Raw genomic sequence first — 16,455 nt, forward strand, 5'->3', positions numbered from 1 at the left:
GTGGATTCGACTTGTCTGACCCCAAGTGCAACGGGGTATCATGGCACTGAATCGACAGCCCTCCCTTCGCCCAAGCGTAGGGAGGGTTTTGTCATAAATAACTATCTGAATGGTTTGAGCCGCTTACGGAGTGCCGACATCTTGCCGTTTGCGGATGAATTGCTACCGTTTGCCGAGCGCGCGGCGCATGAGGCACTCGAGGTTCTTTCGCCCACGCGATGCGCCGGTTGCGAGCGTGCCGGTGCGCTTATTTGTCGGGAGTGCCTGGCGTCGCTCACGCTTGTCGATCCGCGCCACAGCTGCACGAGGTGCGGCGCTCCGTTTGGAGACCTGCTGTGTACCGAGTGCTCGGTCGAGGGTGCGTCTTCGACGGTGGCTAAGGCCCTCGATCGCTGCCTGGCGTGCGCTGTCTATGCACATCCGTTGCCGCGCATCATCAAGGCATACAAGGATGCGGGCGAGCGCCGTCTGGCACCGTATCTGGCAGAGCTGCTCTACGACACCGCATTGCATGCCCAGGCAGCAGCCCCCGACCGTTACGGCGGCGTGCTGTCCGGTGCCGACGCGGTGGTATTTGTGCCCGCAACTGCGGCGGCGTTTCGGCGGCGTGGATTTGATCACATGGAAGCAATCGCTCGCTCGTTTTGCGATCTTTCGGGCGTGCCATTGCTGGACGCCTTGGTCAAATACGGTCATGGCGACCAGCGCGAACTCGGTCGCGCCGAGCGCCGGGAACATGCCCGGGACATGTACGAGACGGTCGAGGATGTACGTGGCTGTCGTCTGCTGCTCATCGACGATGTCATTACCACGGGCGCGACAATGGCAGCGGCCTCGGCGGAGCTTAAGCGCGCCGGCGTCAAAGCCGTCGATGGCCTCGCTATCGCACGCGTTTGGTAGGGGTGTTTTGTGGCAGTGAAGATTGCGCGGCGCGTCGAGCCGGCAGGCGAGCAACTGGCAGCCTCTGTGATCCTTACCGGCGCCTCGGCGCTACGCATGATGCGCGCCGAGCGCCGGCATATGGGTCACATCAGTTGGAGGGACTTCCATCCCGATGAAGAGCGCCGTGTGCTGCCCGCCTCGACCTGCGAAATCTGTACTCGCGGTGCGAATGACGACCTAACCTTAAACTTTAGCTTGAACTTAGCTATAATGCGCTACGTTCCCGCCAGGCTGTGGTTGCGGACGGGCAATGCGCCCATCCAAGTCCAAGACAGACGCGGTCAAAGGGATCCACGTAAGCGACCGCGTGCGCGCGGCGCGATCATGGCGCGTCCTAGATGTAAGCCGCACCGTCCGTTCTACTTTCTTTGGGGCAATACCGCCTCGCGGGCGAGCGGGCCAGTCGTGAAGGTGGCTGCGGCCTCCCGAGCAAACGCCCCGGTGCGCAAGTGTGGGGTCAAATACCAGGTCAGCTGGTGGGAACAACCCGGTATTCCGTGCAGGGCACGGATCGTATACGACACAGAAGGCAGGGTAGCGGACATGGTGAGGGGCAGCTTGATGCATGCAGCTCGGTTGGGTGCTGGGACCGCGGCGGTCATTGCCGTTTTGGGCCTGAATGGATGCGCGTTCAATCCACTGTCCACGTTCACGACACCCACGATCGACCAGATCGAGCGCGAGACCGTTACCCCCACGGTATCGGACGATGCCCTGGTCACGCCGGGAACCCTGACGGTCGCCCTCGATACTTCCGATGCCCCGCAAGCCATGCAGGATGCCGACGGAAACCTCACGGGCTATGCGGTCGATGCCGCTCGTGCCCTCGCATGCCGCATGGGTCTCAAGGTCGCTTTTGTCGATGCGTCCTCGGCCGATTCCGCGCTCAGCGATAAAAAGGCCGATATCTTCATTGGCGACGTCAGCTCTACGGACGGCGATATCAGCTCGCTTGGCACCTGTCTGTACGACGCCCCCGCCGTATTCGGCAAGAGCACTGACGGCGAGTCGCCGAGCGTTTCCACCGAAACGCTTAACACCGCTACCCTGGGCGTTCAGACCTTCTCGGCCTCGCAGGAAGCGCTCGCCAAGCAGAGCATCACGGCCAACCAAAAGACCTTCTCCAACATCAACGAGTGCTTCGAGGCACTCGAGTCGGGCGAGGTCGATTACGTGGTCTGTGATTCCACGGCCGGTGGTTACCTCGCGCGCCTGATGAGCCAGATCTCCTGTGTCGGCACGCTCGAGACACCCTCCACGCTTGGCGTCGCAGGCCTTAGCTCTAACGATGAGCTGTGCCGTGCCGTGGGCGATGCCCTCGACGACATCACGGTCGACGGCACGCTCGAGGCGGTCCACTGCGTCTGGTACGGACAGATGCCCTATGACCTTACCGCCAAGACTGTTTCGGGGGCCAATGTGCAGGCATCCGAATCCACGTCCAACGAGACCGAGTCCTCCGATGGCGACACCTCCGATAACAACGGCGACAGCCCCTCGTCTAGCCAGGAGGGCGCCATCACCGACGATGACATCAACAAGCTCAATAGCTAGTTATTGGTAGGGGTGGCGCCTGCCATACATTGAACAAGGCGCTTCTTCACGGTTTCAACACGCATGGCCGGGTCTCCCCCATAGGGGAGCCCGGCTTTTCAATTTTGATAAAACCAGCAGCTCAAGGGCAATTTCCAGGAGAAAAACCAACTCCGCCGACGCCCTCATATAGCGCACTTTGCCGCGGAAAAGTGCGAGACTTCGGTATGCGGTATCAAGCAGTCGTTATTCGGGCCTTTGGGAATTCGGGTGATTAAATGCATGGCAATGGGTACATAGCCAGTACAGTAAGTCCCCGAGGCAGATTGGAGCCACGTATGGATATCAAGGTTTCTGGACGCAAGACGACGGTAACCGATGCTCTGCGTGCGCATGTGGACGAGAAGATCGGCGAGGCGCTCAAGGTTTTCGATATCGAGCCCATGACAGTCGACGTCGTGCTTCGTTATGAGAAGAACCCCTCGAACCCCAACCCGGCAATCGTCGAGGTCACGGTTCGTGCCCGCGGCTCTGTGATTCGCGTCGCCGAGCACGGCGCAGATATGTATGCCGCCATCGATCTCTCCGCCGATAAGGTCACCCGCCAGCTGCGCAAGTTCAAGACCAAGGTTGTGGACAACCGCCAGGGCGGTGCCAGCGCCGCGGATGTCGCACCGGTCGAGCGCGTCGAGGATCTGGCCGACCTGCTGCTGCCCGAGGAGGACGACGACCTGCTCGTCCGCGAGAAGGTCATCGATGTCACCCCGATGACTGAGGAGCAGGCGCTGGTGCAGACCGATCTGCTCGGCCACGACTTCTACGTGTTCGAGAACGCGACGACTGGCCTCGTCAATGTGGTGTATCACCGTAAGAATGGTGGATATGGCATCATCAAGCCCCGCATCGAAACACTTGACGAGTAAAATACGTTAACTTGCATGAGTTAACGGTTGGCGGCCATCCCATGCGGGTGGCCGCCTTTTTTACGTAAGGAGTCGCTTTGATGGACAAGGCCGCATCCGCCGGTCATTCGGACCGTTGCCGTATCGTCGTCGATACCTGTTGCGACTTTAACCCCGAGGTCGCCGCGAACCTCGATGTCGATATCTTGGGCTTCCCTTTCATTATCGATGGCGAGGAGCGCACGGACGACATCTGGTCGAGCATGAGCCCTAAGGAGTTCTACGACCGCATGCGCGCCGGTGCCCGCGTGTCCACCTCGGCTGTGTCGCTCGGTCGCTATATCGAGTTCTTTACCGAGTGCGCCAAAGAGGGCACGCCCACGGTTTACCTGTGCTTTACCTCGGCGCTGTCGTCGAGCTACAACTCCGCGTGCCAGGCGGCAGATGCCGTGCGCGCCGAGTATCCCAACTTTGAGCTCTACGTGGTCGACAACGCTCTGCCCTGCGCGACCGGCGAGCTCCTGGCGCTTGAGGCCGTGCGCCAGCGTTCGGCGGGACTGACTGCCAAGCAGCTGGTCGATTGGGCAAACGAGGCCAAGACCTACGTGCACGGCTACTTTACACTCGAGAGCTTCGATGCGCTGGCTGCCGGCGGCCGCATTCCGCCCACGGCGGCGCAGCTCACGGCAAAGCTCGACGTCAAGCCCGAGCTCTCCTACGACCTTGCCGGCTCGCTGTCGCTGATCGGCGTCAACCGCGGCCGCAAGAAGGCGCTCAAGTCCATCCTCAAGTCGTTCCGCGAGAACTACGTGCCCGATCGCACCATGCCCATCGCCATCATGACGGCCGATGCCGAAAAGGACGGCGATTGGCTCGAAGCCGCCATCCGCAAGGAGGAGGGCTGCGCCGACGTCACGATCATTCGCAGCTCCGTGGGCCCCACCATCGGCTCGCACGTGGGCCCCGGCATGGTGGCCTGCGCGTTTTGGGGCAAGAACCGCACCGACAAGGCGTCGCTTTCCGACCGCATCGCCCGCCGCGTGCGCGGCCAGTAGGCAAGCGCTGCGTCCGTAATCGCCCTCGACTCACAGCTCAAACGCTGGCAACGAGTATTCAACCTGGTAATAACACCCAACCCAAAAGGAAAGGTTTCATGGCAAACAAGCTCTCTGTCGCATTTATCGGCACCGGAATCATGGGTGCCCCTATCGCCGGCCACATTCTGGACGCCGGCTATCCCGTCACGGTCAACAACCGCACCAAGTCCAAGGCTGCAGCGCTTGTTGAGCGCGGTGCCGTCTGGGCCGATACGCCGGCAGATGCCGCGGCGAACGCCGACGTCGTCTTTACCATGGTGGGCTATCCCTCCGAGGTCGAGGAGCTCTACCTGGCGGGCGACGGTCTGCTCGCGTGCACTAAGCCCGGTGCGGTCCTGATCGACCTCACCACGAGCTCGCCCGAGCTGGCGCGCGACATTGCCGAGGCCGCCCAGGTTTCCGGCCGCATGGCGTTTGACTGCCCCGTCACCGGCGGCGAGTCGGGTGCTATCGCCGGCACGCTTACGGCTATCGTGGGCGCTACCGAGAACGACATTGCCCCGGTCCGCGATATCCTTTCCACCTTTGCGGCAACCATCTGCTGCTTCGACGGCGCCGGCAAGGGCCAGGCTGCCAAGCTCGCCAACCAGGTGTCGCTGGGCGCCTGCATGGTCGGCATGGCCGATGCGTTGGCGTTTGCCGAGCTGAGCGGCCTTGATATGGAGAAGACCCGTCAGATGATCCTGGGCGGCACCGGCAAGTCCGGTGCCATGGAGAGCTTGGCGCCCAAGGCGCTCGACGGCGACTACAAGCCCGGTTTTATGGTGGAGCACTTCATCAAGGACCTGCGCTTGGCGCTCGCCTATGCCGACGACCGCGAGCTTGCGCTGCCCGGCGCCGACGTGGCCTTTACGCTCTATGACATGCTCGACGCCATCGGTGGTGCCAAGCTGGGTACCCAGGCCATCAATGTCCTCTATAAAGAGGAGGCCGACGCCATTGCCGCCGGTCTGGACTGGTCGCAGTATCGTCCCGAGGAGCATGGTGCTCACGAGGAAGGCTGTGGTTGCGGCGAGCATGGCGACGACCACGAGTGCGGTTGTGGCCACCACCATGGCGAGGACCACGAGTGCTGCGGCGGCCACGGCCATGACGACGGCCACGAGTGCTGCTGCGGCCGCCATCACGAGGAGTAGCGCCCATGAGCTGGACGTTCGTGGTGCTTGCGCTAGTGCTCTTTCTCTTTGCGATCTACATTGGCTTTTTGTGCGGCCAGTGGGCGTGCGAAAAGCGCGTCATCACCAAGCGCGACTACTGGATTGCCAACTTTGCAGGAGCGGCGGCAGTCGTCCTGCTGACCTGGGTGTTCTCGCTGTTCCCGCTGGTGCAGTTTGCGCCGATCGGCTGGCTTGGCGGCTTTATCGCCGGCCTTAAGATGAGCTTTGGCGAGTCCGTTGGTCCGTGGCGCAAGCACGATGAGGTCTTTAACGTCAACAAGGCTCACCGCGCCGCCGCCGACGCAGGCGACGCCGAGGAGCGCCGCCGCGCGCGTCGCAATGGCGCGGCTGACCGACAGCTCGTCTCGGTCACCGATGACAGCAAGGGTGCTGGCAGGCACACTAAGAAATAGTAAGAAGAGGTAACTATGGCAGAAAACAAAGACGAACAGCTCACCGACGAGGAGCTGGCACAGCTTCAGCTGGCAGAGGAGAACGAGAACACCGTCGACCGCTTGGTCCAGGAGCTCGGCTGCCCCACGCGCCGTATCCGCCAGTTTGCCGCCCGCGTGCTGCACCTGCTTGCCGAGCGCGATCCGCAGCGCGTCGTGCCCTGCGTGCCCGCGCTGATCGAGGCGCTCGACCGGCCCGAGGCTCAGACTCGCTGGGAGGCCCTCGATGCCCTGGCGGCGCTCGCCACCACCTGCCCCGACCAGCTGGGCGATGCCTTTGAGGGCGCCGAGACCGCACTGTTTGACGAGATTTCCTCCACGCTGCGCTATGCCGCCTTCCGCCTGCTGTGCGTGTGGGGTGCCACGAGCGTCGAGCGTTCGCTCGAGGCTTGGCCCATCCTGGACGAGGCCATCCAGTGCTACCACGGTGACCTCGAGTATCGCGATATGCTCGGCTGCCTGTACGAGTTTGGCAAAGGTGAGATCGATGCCGAGATCGCCGAGAAGCTTGCGCTGCGCCTTAAGTTCGATGCCGAGAACGGCAAGGGCAGCTATCTCAAGGCCCGTTCGAGCGAGATTTGCGAAATGCTTGTTAAACGTTTTGGCCTGGATCTCTCCAAAAAGAAGAAGCGTGCTAGCGTTAAAAAATCTGACGACGCCGAAGACGAGGAGTAACAGATTATGGCGCACGATGTAGTCCTGATTCCCGGTGACGGTATCGGTCCCGAGATTACGCAGGCCATGCGCCGCGTGGTCGAGGCCGCCGGTGTCCAGATCAATTGGAACGTCCAGGAGGCCGGTGCCGGCGTCATGGACGAGTTTGGCACGCCGCTGCCCCAGCATGTGCTCGATGCCGTCGCCCAGACCAAAGTTGCCATCAAGGGCCCCATCACCACGCCGGTCGGTACGGGGTTCCGCAGCGTCAACGTTGCCCTGCGTAAGTACTTCGATCTGTACGCCTGCGTGCGCCCCTGCCAGTCGCAACCGGGCGATGGCTCGCGCTTCCGCGATGTCGACCTGGTTATCGTGCGCGAGAACACCGAGGACCTCTACGCTGGTATTGAGTTCGACGAGAGCGCTGCCGAGGTCGAGGAGCTCTCACAGCTTGTCGAGCGCTCGGGTCAGAAAACCTTCGCCGCGGATTCCGCCATCTCGATCAAGCCCATCTCCATCGCCAAGAGCCGCCGTATTGTGGAGTACGCCTTTGAGTATGCTCGCCGCTGCGGACGCAAAAAGGTGACGGCCGTGCATAAGGCCAACATCATGAAGGCGACTGACGGCCTGTTCCTGCGCGTGGCTCGCGAGGTGGCTGCCAACTATCCCGATATCGAGTTCAACGACAAGATCGTCGACGCCACCTGCATGGGTCTGGTTCAGAACCCCAACGACTTCGATGTTCTGGTCCTGCCCAATTTGTATGGCGATATCGTCAGCGACTTGTGCGCCGGTCTTGTAGGCGGCCTTGGCATGGCCCCCGGCTCCAATATCGGAGCCGACTGTGCCATCTTTGAGGCCACGCATGGCTCCGCGCCCGATATCGCTGGCCAGGATATCGCTAACCCCACGGCCGAGATTCTGTCTGCGGCTATGATGCTCGATCACCTGGGCGAGAACGACGCTGCCAATCGCATTCGCGCCGCCGTATCTGCCACGCTCGACGAGGGCGAGCAGGTTACCGGTGACGTGCGTCGTGCCCAGACCGGCTCCATTGAGGGCGCCGTGGGCACGCAGGCCTTTGCCGATGCCGTTATCGCGCATCTTGCCTAAGGGGATACGGCTTCAAACGCCTAAGCGGTACTTATACGTTTGCGGATAACCTGAGAATGAATACGCCCGGCGCTCTGTCGGGCGTATTCTATTGAGGACTATGTTTCTTAACAAGGAGTAACTGATATGGGTCTGATTCAAAAGAAGGACGAGAAGGACGAGATCGACGGCATCCAGATCATCGAGCGCGGCGAAGGCCCCGACGGTGACGAGGACGAGAAGATCGATCTGGTCGCAGGTACGTCTGCCGAGCACATTGCTGCCGGCACGACCGCCGAGGAGGAGGACGCCCGCCTGGAGGCTCAGATTGCCGCGGATGCCGCCGACGAGAACCTCATGCCTGAGGAGCAGGACGAGGACGATGACTCCGACGTGGACGACAGCGCATCCAAGCACAAGAAGACGATGATTGCCGCCTTTGTGGTCGCCATCGTGATCGCTGCTGTGGTCGGCTTCTTTATCGGCAACGGTGGTTTTGGCGGCAAGGGCGTCGGCTCGGCGACCCTCACCGAGGACCAGCTCGATTCGACCGTGGCAAGCTACAGCTACAACGGCAAGAAGAGCGACATCACCGCGCGCGAGGCCATCGAGAGCCAGTACAGCCTCGACACCGTCAAGGATAGCGATGGCAACTACACCGCTCCCTCTGCCGACGTTATCCTGTCCTACGTGCGCAACCAGATTCTGCTGGACGCTGCCGAGGATGAGGGCATCACCGTCTCTTCTAAGGAGATGAAGGAGTACGCCGAGGATTCTATCGGCACTTCGGACTACAAGACCATGGCCACGCAGTATGGCGTGTCCAAGGACCAGGCCAAGCAGATCGTCCGCCAGTCCGCGACGCTGCAGAAGCTCTACAAGAAGAAGGTGGGCGATAGCTCCGCTAGCATGCCGATCGCTCCGACCGAGCCTTCTGACGGCAACGAGGACACCGCGAGCAAGGACTACGCCGACTACATCATCAACCTTGCCGGTGACGAGTGGGATAGCAAGAAGGGCACCTGGAAGGACAAGGACAGCACCTACGCTAAGGCTTTTGCCGACGATGCCTTTACGGCCGATAGCGCTACCTATAAGCAGGCCATGACCGCCTATTACACCGCCTACCAGCAGTACTCTTCGCAGGCTTCGAGCGCCAGCTCCAAGTGGACCGAGTACGCCAACGGCCTCTACGCCAAGGCCAATATCAGCATCTACGGCCTGTTTGCGTAAAGATTACCTGAGCCTTCGAGTACGAAGCCGAAATATCTGATGAAGCCCCCTAGAACGGACATCGTTCTAGGGGGCTTTTTGCGTTGGAGGGCTATCTATTGAGACGGAAAGGGCAGATTGAATGATCACGCACGTGCTTCATCGGGTCTCCCTAATTCATCTGGGAAAACAACTGCAAACGATTGCAAGTAACCGGTGAACGGTCGAAAACGACCGTTCGCCGATAATCTCAAAACTGGTTCAGACTGGTATTAAGTCAAAAAGACCAATTCACATATCTTCACAATGACCTGCAATTTTTCTACACGCTATTTTTAGCCGCCCTGCGTTGTTTAGACACGGAAAAAGATCCGATCTTTTGCCAAAGCATTTCGAAACGGTTTCAAAACCGCAGGTAGATGTGTTAACGACCGGTAAACGGTCGAAATATCACCGTGAGCGGTGCAAAAACGTTTTACTGTATGAATCAACGAAAGCGACCTCTTCTGGGGTGATATAGTGACAACAACACGTCACGTGGTTACTACCAGTTGAGAAACCACTGGTCTTCAAAGAACGCTTTCCAAGAAGCTTTAAGGGCGAGCGCCCGCTGGCTTCCGAAAATCATCGGACTCAGATCGTACACACCTTCGGAAGGGAAATTTGAATGGTTGGCTTTATTCTTACCGGTCATGGACAGTTCGCACCCGGTCTCGCAAGCGCTATCGCTATGGTTGCCGGTGACCAGCCCGCTTTTACCGTCGTTCCTTTTGAGGGCGATCAGGCTGCTTCCTACGGTGAGGATCTCCGCGCAGCTATTACCGCCATGCGCGAGGAGTGCGATGGCGTGCTCGTCTTTACCGACCTGCTTGGCGGCACCCCGTTTAACCAGTCGATGATGATTGCCCAGGATGTCGACAACGTCGAAGTTCTGACCGGCACTAACCTCCCCATGGTTATTGAGCTTCTGTTCCTCCGCGGCAATGCCACGCTCGCCGAGCTTGGTGAGCAGGCAGTGACCGTTGGTCAGACGGGCATCACCGCCCAGACGGTCGCATCCGTTGCCGGCTCCGACGAAGAGGATATCTTCGGCGACGAGGACGGCATCTAATGGCCGATTTCGGAGCCAACGTCCTGAGCTCCTCGGTCGCTCTTTTAGGCCTGCTTGTCATCATGGGCTTGATTTACACCATCTGGTCGCAAATCAACATGAAGAAGAAGCAGAAGTACTTCAAGGAGCTGCACGCCGAGCTCAAGCCGGGTCAGGAGGTTCTTTTCGCCGGCGGTATCTACGGAACCGTCAAGGGCATCGAAGGCGAGAAGGTCCAGATCAAAGTCCGATCCGGAGCCATCGTAGATGTTTCGCGTTACGCGATTCAGGAGATCAAGTAACTGTCGTCAGCAAATAGCGAAAGGAAGCTGATCAACATGGCAGAACCCAACATTCTTCTTACCCGCATCGATAACCGACTGATTCATGGTCAGGTTGCCACCCAGTGGAACTCCACTTTGGGCTCCAACCTCATCCTCGTCGCCAACGACGACGTTTCGACCAATACCATGCGCCAGAACCTCATGAAGATGGCCGCTCCCGCCGGCGTCGCTACGCGTTTCTTCTCCCTGCAGAAGACCATCGACGTCATCGGCAAGGCGAGCCCGCGCCAGAAGATCTTCATCGTGGCCGAAACACCGGAAGACGTGCTTACGCTCGTCAAGGGCGGTGTGCCTATAAAGAAGGTAAACATCGGCAACATGCACATGTCGGAAGGAAAGCGCCAAGTCGCCACCTCCGTCGCAGTTAACGACGAGGATGTCGCTGCGTTTAAAGAGCTGCAGGAATTGGGGGTGGAGCTGGAGATCAGGCGCGTTCCGAGCACGCCTGTTGAGGACACGAGCAAGCTCTTCTCGTAATCCTCGTGATCCACATTGTCAGGAGTGAAACCCTGACGTTCTGTACGTGATATCAAAAGTGCGTACATGCATTTTGAAAGGAGGAGCAAGATGGAATACTCGATCATCCAGGTCGCTCTGGTCTTCATCGTCACGTTCGTCGCGGCAATCGACCAGTTCAACTTCCTCGAGTCTCTCTATCAGCCCATCGTCACCGGCGCCGTCATCGGTCTTATCCTTGGCGACCTCAACACCGGTCTTCTCGTGGGTGGTACCTATCAGCTCATGACGATCGGCAACATGCCGATCGGAGGCGCTCAGCCGCCTAACGCCGTCATCGGCGGCATCATGGCAGCCATTCTCGCAATCGCCACGGGCCTCGAGCCCAACGCGGCAGTCGGCCTTGCCATTCCGTTCGCTCTGCTTGGTCAGCTTGGCGTTACCCTGGTCTTCACGCTTATGTCGCCGCTCATGTCCTCCGCGGACAACATGGCTCACAACGCTGACACCAAGGGTATCGAGCGTCTGAACTACTTCGCCATGGCTCTGCTCGGCCTGATCTTCGCTATCGTCGTCACCCTGTTCTTCATCGCTGGCGCTACCATCGGTCAGACCATCGCTTCCGCCATCCCGGCTTGGCTGCAGACCGGTCTCTCCGCTGCAGGCGGCATGATGCGCTTCGTCGGCTTCGCCGTCCTGCTCAAGGTTATGATGAACCGCGATATGTGGGGCTTCTTCCTCATGGGCTTTGGCCTCGCGATCATCACCGTTGCCAACGATTCTCTGGCAACTCCTGCCCTGCTCATCCTCGCTCTCATCGGCTTCGGCATCGCTTTCTGGGACTTCCAGCAGCAGACCGAGCTGAAGGGTGCAGCTGTTTCTGACGGAGGTGACTTCGAAGATGGCATCTAATGAGTATGTGATCCCGGAGCACTACGAGGATCTCACTCCTGCTCCGCAGCTCGACCAGAAGACCCTCAACAAGATGGCTTGGCGCTCCTGCTTCCTGCAGGCCTCGTTCAACTACGAGCGTATGCAGGCCGCTGGCTGGCTCTACTCCATCATCCCCGGTCTGGAGAAGATCCACACCAACAAGAACGACCTCGCGGCTTCCATGAGCCACAACCTGGAGTTCTTCAACACTCACCCGTTCCTCGTCACCTTTGTTATGGGCATCGTGCTTTCGCTCGAGCAGAACAAGGTTGACATCCCCACGATTCGCGCCGTCCGCGTCGCCGCAATGGGCCCGCTCGGTGGCATCGGTGACGCCCTGTTCTGGCTGACGCTCGTGCCTATCACGGCTGGCATCACCTCCAACATGGCCATCAACGGCAACGCCGCTGCGCCGATCATCTTCCTGGTGATCTTCAACGCCGTCCAGTTCGCACTGCGCTTCTGGCTCATGAACTGGTCCTACAAGCTTGGCACCAGCGCTATTGACGCTCTGACCGCCAACATGCAGGCCTTCACGCGCGCCGCTTCCATCATGGGCGTCTTCGTCGTCGGTTGCCTGGTCGTCACCATGGGTGGCACCCAGATCAACCTCCAGATTCCCAACGGCACCACCCGTGGCCTCTCCGCTACTACCGTGATCGTCTCCGAGAAGGAGGCCGAGAACTTCACCGGTATGGAGGGCATCGATACCGAGACCGCTGAGGCCGGAACCATCGCCATGACCGATAAGGACGGCAACGCCCTCACCGCTTCCGATGCCGACGGCAACGCTGTCGAGTGCGGCGTCACCGATCTGGGCAACGGCATGGAGTCCGTGACCTACGGCACCGTTACCGAGGATCCGGTCAACTTCTCTGTTGCCGACACCCTCAACACCATCGTCCCGAAGCTCGTCCCGCTTATGCTTACGCTGCTGCTTTACTACATGTTCGCTAAGCACAGCTGGACCCCGACCAAGGGCATTCTGCTGCTCTTCGTCCTGGGCATCCTGGGCGCTGGCCCGCTTGGTCTCTGGCCGAGCATCTGGTAAGGCTCTAGCTTGAGGGGTGTGTCCCTACGCGGCTCACACCCCGACCCCTTAAGCCATGTGTATGTTAAAAGCCGCGTGCTCGAAAGAGCGCGCGGCTTTTGTTTTCTTGATGATTCGGATGTGGCAGACAGATAATGTTAACCACCCAAGGTAGTAGCCGAGTTTGAGAAAATGGGAGGATAGGATGGCGATCGGGGCGCGTAAGCAACCGCTGTACGATCAGCTGGTCGATATTCTGACCGAAAAGATTGACCATGAATATCGTGCCGGTGACATGATTCCTTCCGAGCGCGAACTTTCGGAGCGCTATGGTCTCTCGCGCACCACGGTACGCCTGGCTCTGCAGGAACTGGAGCGTTTAGGACTGGTGGTTCGGCAGCACGGTCGCGGTACCTTTGTGACCGACCGTTCGGCAAAGGCAACCAATCTTATGCAGTCCTACAGCTTTACCGAACAGATGCGCGCGATGGGTCGTGACCCCGAGACCACGATTCTCGAGTTTTGCGAGATGGAGGCCGATAAGAATCTAGCCGAGCATATGGGATTGCATATCGGTGATCGCGTTTTTAAGCTCAAGCGCCTTCGTTCTGCCGACAACATGCCCATGATGGTCGAACGCAGCTATCTGCCGGTTCGTCAATTTCTGTCCCTAAAGCGACCACTGCTGGAGAGTAAGCCGCTTTACGATGTGATTGAGCAGGACTTTCAGCAAAAGATTCGCGTGGCCGAAGAGGAGTTCTATGCGAGCATAGCTCGTCCCACCGATGCCCACCTTTTGGCAATTGTCGAGGGGTCGCCTGTGCTCGATTTGGTCAGGACTACGTATAACGAGTCAAACGAGGTTGTGGAGTATACGCTCTCGGTTGCTCGTGCCGATCAGTTTAAATACAAGGTTTACCACCAGCGTAGCAACTAGTGTTCGCATCGTTTCCATATGGTGATTCCTTGCAGTTAACTGGTTACTACCAGATAACCAACTGAAGTGTATAATTGCACGTCAGAGGATTACTTCTAGAGAGAGGTATTAGAAATGTTCGAGAAGAGTGTCGAGGAGCTCACCGAGCTCGGCGCCCAGATCACCACGGCCGAGATTGCTCAGCAGCCCGAGCTTTGGCGTGATACGCTCAACATCTATCGTGAGAACAAGGAGGCCATCGAGGCCTTTCTGGCCGAGGCTCGCGCCATGGGCGAGGGCCGTCTGTCCGTTGTCTTCACCGGTGCCGGTACGTCTGACTACGTTGGCGATACCTGCGCCCCGTACCTGCGTCACGCTGGCAACACTGATCTCTACGACTTTAAGCCCATTGCCACGACCGACATCGTGAGCGCCCCGCGCGACTTCCTGCGCGCCGAGGATCCCACGCTCGTGGTTTCCTTTGCCCGCTCTGGCAACAGCCCCGAGAGCCTTGCCGCCGTTGCCGTTGCCAAGGAGCTTGTCCACAACGTCAAATTCCTCAACATCACCTGCGCTCCCGAGGGCAAGCTCGCCGTCGAGTCTGCCGATGATCCCAACGCGCTGACGCTGCTCATTCCGCGCGCCAACGACAAGGGCTTCGCCATGACCGGTTCTTATTCCTGCATGACCCTGCTCGCCACCCTTATTTTCGACACTGCCTCTGACGAGCAGAAGGCCGAGTGGGTCGAGACCATCGCCAAGATGGGCGAGGAGGTCATCTCCCGTGAGCCAGAGGTCGCCGATTACCTCGCTGGAGACTTCAACCGCGTGACCTACTTGGGTTCTGGCTCCTTCGGTGGCCTTGCCCAGGAGAGCCAGCTCAAGATCCTCGAGCTCGCTCACGGCCTGGTTGCCACTTCTTACGACACTTCCATGGGCTATCGTCACGGACCCAAGTCCTTCGTCGACGACAAGACCCTCGTGTTCGTGTTCGTCAACAACGACGCCTACACCCGTCAGTACGACATCGACATCCTCAATGAGATCGGTGGCGACGATATTGCTCAGCACACCGTTGCCGTTCAGCAGGATGGCGCTACTGTCTACGAGGGTGAGTCCTTCACCTTTAAGGGCTACGAGGCACTTCCCGAGGGCTACCTTGCTCTGCCGTTCGTGATGTTTGCTCAGGCTATCAGCCTGCTTAACTCCGTGCGCGTGGGCAACACGCCCGACACGCCGAGCCCCACCGGCACGGTCAACCGCGTGGTCAAGGGCGTGACGATTCACCCCTTCACCGCTTAATCGCGTCCCCCTGTAAGGGCGCCCGTCCGCTCATAACGGCGGGCGGGCGCTTTTTGTTTTACGTGAGCTGGGTATAAACATCACCACAGTCAACTGCTTTAGAAGTAAGGAGTACATATGAGCACGTACGCAATTAAGGCTGACAAGTTCTTCTTGCCGGCAGGCCCGCAACTGGGCGGCTATCTTATGGTCGAGGACGGCGTCTTTGGCGCTTGGCAGGCCGACGAGCCCTCCTGCGAGATCAAGGACTACACGGGGTCGTGGATCGCGCCGGGCATGGTCGACACCCACATCCATGGCTTCTATAACCATTCGACTACCGATAACGATCCCGAGGGCATCGATATCAGCTCGACCGAGCTCGCCCGTCGCGGTACCACCAGCTGGCTGCCCACGACATTCACCGATGGCGTCGAGCAGATCAAGGACGCCTGCGCCGCCATCGCTCAGGCGGACGAGGGCCGTGGCCCCGACTTCTGCGGTGCTCGCATTCAGGGCATCTACCTGGAGGGCCCTTTCTTTACCATGAAGCACGTGGGCGCGCAGAACCCCGCTTATCTTATCGATCCCTCCGAGGAGGTCTTCGATCAGTGGCAGGAGGCTGCGGGTGGTCGCATCGTTAAGAGCGCCATGGCAGCCGAGCACGACGGTGCCGCTGCTTATGCGGCTGCTCTGAACGCCAAGGGTGTGGTGACCAGCATCGGTCACTCCGACGCCACCTACGATGAGTGCATCGCCGCCATCAACGCCGGTGCCAGCTGCTTTACGCATACCTATAACGGCCAGCGCGGACTGCATCACCGTGAGCCCGGTGTTGTGGGTGCTGCCATGTCCACGCCCGAGACCTACGCCGAGATCATCTGTGACGGCAAGCACGTAAACCCTGGCGCTATCAAGGCGCTGCTGCAGGCAAAGGGCTGGCAGCATACGGTGCTCATCACCGACTGCCTGGGTTGCGGCGGCATGCCCGAGGGCAGCTACACCAGTGGCGGCATGGACGTCATCATGAAGGACAACCTGTGCTGGCTCGCCGACGGCAAGAGCATTGCCGGCTCGGTGCTCACGCTTGCCCAGGGCGTTAAGAACATCGTCGACTGGGGCATTGCCAGTGCCGATATCGCCATTCGCATGGCAACCGAGGTGCCGGCACGCTCCGTGCACATCGAGGATAAGTGCGGCAGCATCATGCCGGGTCGTGACGCCGACTTTGTCGTGTTCGACCATGAGCTCACCCTCGTCGAGACGTATGTTGGCGGTCAGAGCGTCGGTAACGCCTTTACCGAGTAACGATAGAAAAAGACGGCGGGCCCGAATCTGCTCGGACCCGCCGCATGGGTTAAACG

Annotated in this window: 17 protein-coding genes; all 17 read left to right on the plus strand. The window is 59.6% G+C overall.

Annotated elements, in window-relative coordinates; genetic code table 11:
* The first annotated feature begins 141 nt into the window (after positions 1 to 141).
* The 17 genes from FYJ40_RS00415 (at position 142) to nagA (ending at position 16,399) form a co-directional block, all read left to right on the plus strand.
* A complete protein-coding gene (locus FYJ40_RS00415; RefSeq protein ID WP_229770597.1) occupies positions 142 to 900 on the plus strand; it encodes a ComF family protein in 759 nt (252 codons plus the stop codon).
* Between the two features lie 603 nt (positions 901 to 1,503).
* Complete coding sequence (locus FYJ40_RS08910) at positions 1,504 to 2,496, plus strand: ABC transporter substrate-binding protein (protein WP_195838509.1); 993 nt, start codon at positions 1,504 to 1,506, stop codon at positions 2,494 to 2,496.
* Positions 2,497 to 2,813: 317 nt separating this feature from the next.
* Complete coding sequence (gene hpf, locus FYJ40_RS00425; RefSeq protein WP_154515014.1) at positions 2,814 to 3,398, plus strand: ribosome hibernation-promoting factor, HPF/YfiA family; 585 nt, start codon at positions 2,814 to 2,816, stop codon at positions 3,396 to 3,398.
* A gap of 80 nt (positions 3,399 to 3,478) precedes the next feature.
* Positions 3,479 to 4,432: a DegV family protein gene (locus FYJ40_RS00430; RefSeq protein ID WP_154515012.1), complete on the plus strand. Its 954-nt coding sequence runs from the start codon at positions 3,479 to 3,481 to the stop codon at positions 4,430 to 4,432.
* 98 nt (positions 4,433 to 4,530) lie between these two features.
* On the plus strand, positions 4,531 to 5,610 hold the full coding sequence (locus tag FYJ40_RS00435; RefSeq protein WP_154515010.1) for an NAD(P)-dependent oxidoreductase: 1,080 nt from the start codon (positions 4,531 to 4,533) through the stop codon (positions 5,608 to 5,610).
* A gap of 5 nt (positions 5,611 to 5,615) precedes the next feature.
* Positions 5,616 to 6,044: a hypothetical protein gene (locus FYJ40_RS00440; protein ID WP_154515008.1), complete on the plus strand. Its 429-nt coding sequence runs from the start codon at positions 5,616 to 5,618 to the stop codon at positions 6,042 to 6,044.
* A 15-nt stretch (positions 6,045 to 6,059) separates the two neighbouring features.
* Positions 6,060 to 6,758: a hypothetical protein gene (locus FYJ40_RS00445; RefSeq protein ID WP_154515006.1), complete on the plus strand. Its 699-nt coding sequence runs from the start codon at positions 6,060 to 6,062 to the stop codon at positions 6,756 to 6,758.
* A gap of 6 nt (positions 6,759 to 6,764) precedes the next feature.
* Positions 6,765 to 7,850, plus strand: coding sequence for an isocitrate/isopropylmalate dehydrogenase family protein (locus tag FYJ40_RS00450; protein WP_154515004.1), 1,086 nt, complete (start codon positions 6,765 to 6,767; stop codon positions 7,848 to 7,850).
* A gap of 126 nt (positions 7,851 to 7,976) precedes the next feature.
* A complete protein-coding gene (locus FYJ40_RS00455; protein ID WP_154515002.1) occupies positions 7,977 to 9,062 on the plus strand; it encodes a hypothetical protein in 1,086 nt (361 codons plus the stop codon).
* 646 nt (positions 9,063 to 9,708) lie between these two features.
* Positions 9,709 to 10,152, plus strand: a complete 444-nt coding sequence (locus tag FYJ40_RS00460; RefSeq protein WP_117743271.1) for a PTS fructose transporter subunit IIA — start codon at positions 9,709 to 9,711, stop codon at positions 10,150 to 10,152.
* Positions 10,152 to 10,433, plus strand: coding sequence for a preprotein translocase subunit YajC (gene yajC, locus FYJ40_RS00465; protein ID WP_154515000.1), 282 nt, complete (start codon positions 10,152 to 10,154; stop codon positions 10,431 to 10,433). Before FYJ40_RS00460 ends, yajC begins: the two co-directional genes overlap by 1 nt.
* Before the next feature lie 36 nt (positions 10,434 to 10,469).
* Entirely contained in the window at positions 10,470 to 10,952 is a 483-nt protein-coding gene (gene agaV, locus FYJ40_RS00470) for a PTS N-acetylgalactosamine transporter subunit IIB (protein ID WP_154514998.1), read from the plus strand.
* A gap of 90 nt (positions 10,953 to 11,042) precedes the next feature.
* Positions 11,043 to 11,843, plus strand: a complete 801-nt coding sequence (locus tag FYJ40_RS00475) for a PTS sugar transporter subunit IIC (protein WP_154514996.1) — start codon at positions 11,043 to 11,045, stop codon at positions 11,841 to 11,843.
* Positions 11,833 to 12,915 carry a PTS system mannose/fructose/sorbose family transporter subunit IID gene (locus FYJ40_RS00480; protein WP_138374505.1) on the plus strand — a complete coding sequence of 361 codons (1,083 nt, stop codon included), beginning with the start codon at positions 11,833 to 11,835 and terminating at the stop codon, positions 12,913 to 12,915. Before FYJ40_RS00475 ends, FYJ40_RS00480 begins: the two co-directional genes overlap by 11 nt.
* A 184-nt stretch (positions 12,916 to 13,099) precedes the next feature.
* The gene (locus FYJ40_RS00485; protein WP_154514994.1) at positions 13,100 to 13,831 is read left to right on the plus strand and encodes a GntR family transcriptional regulator; all 732 of its coding nucleotides are present in this window, start codon (positions 13,100 to 13,102) and stop codon (positions 13,829 to 13,831) included.
* A 114-nt stretch (positions 13,832 to 13,945) separates the two neighbouring features.
* A complete protein-coding gene (locus tag FYJ40_RS00490; RefSeq protein ID WP_154514992.1) occupies positions 13,946 to 15,112 on the plus strand; it encodes an SIS domain-containing protein in 1,167 nt (388 codons plus the stop codon).
* Positions 15,113 to 15,229: 117 nt separating this feature from the next.
* Positions 15,230 to 16,399, plus strand: a complete 1,170-nt coding sequence (nagA, locus tag FYJ40_RS00495; RefSeq protein WP_154514990.1) for an N-acetylglucosamine-6-phosphate deacetylase — start codon at positions 15,230 to 15,232, stop codon at positions 16,397 to 16,399.
* Positions 16,400 to 16,455: the final 56 nt, after the last annotated feature.

The organism is Collinsella sp. WCA1-178-WT-3 (M1) (genome assembly GCF_009696325.1).
In the GTDB taxonomy this organism is placed as follows: Bacteria; Actinomycetota; Coriobacteriia; order Coriobacteriales; family Coriobacteriaceae; genus Collinsella.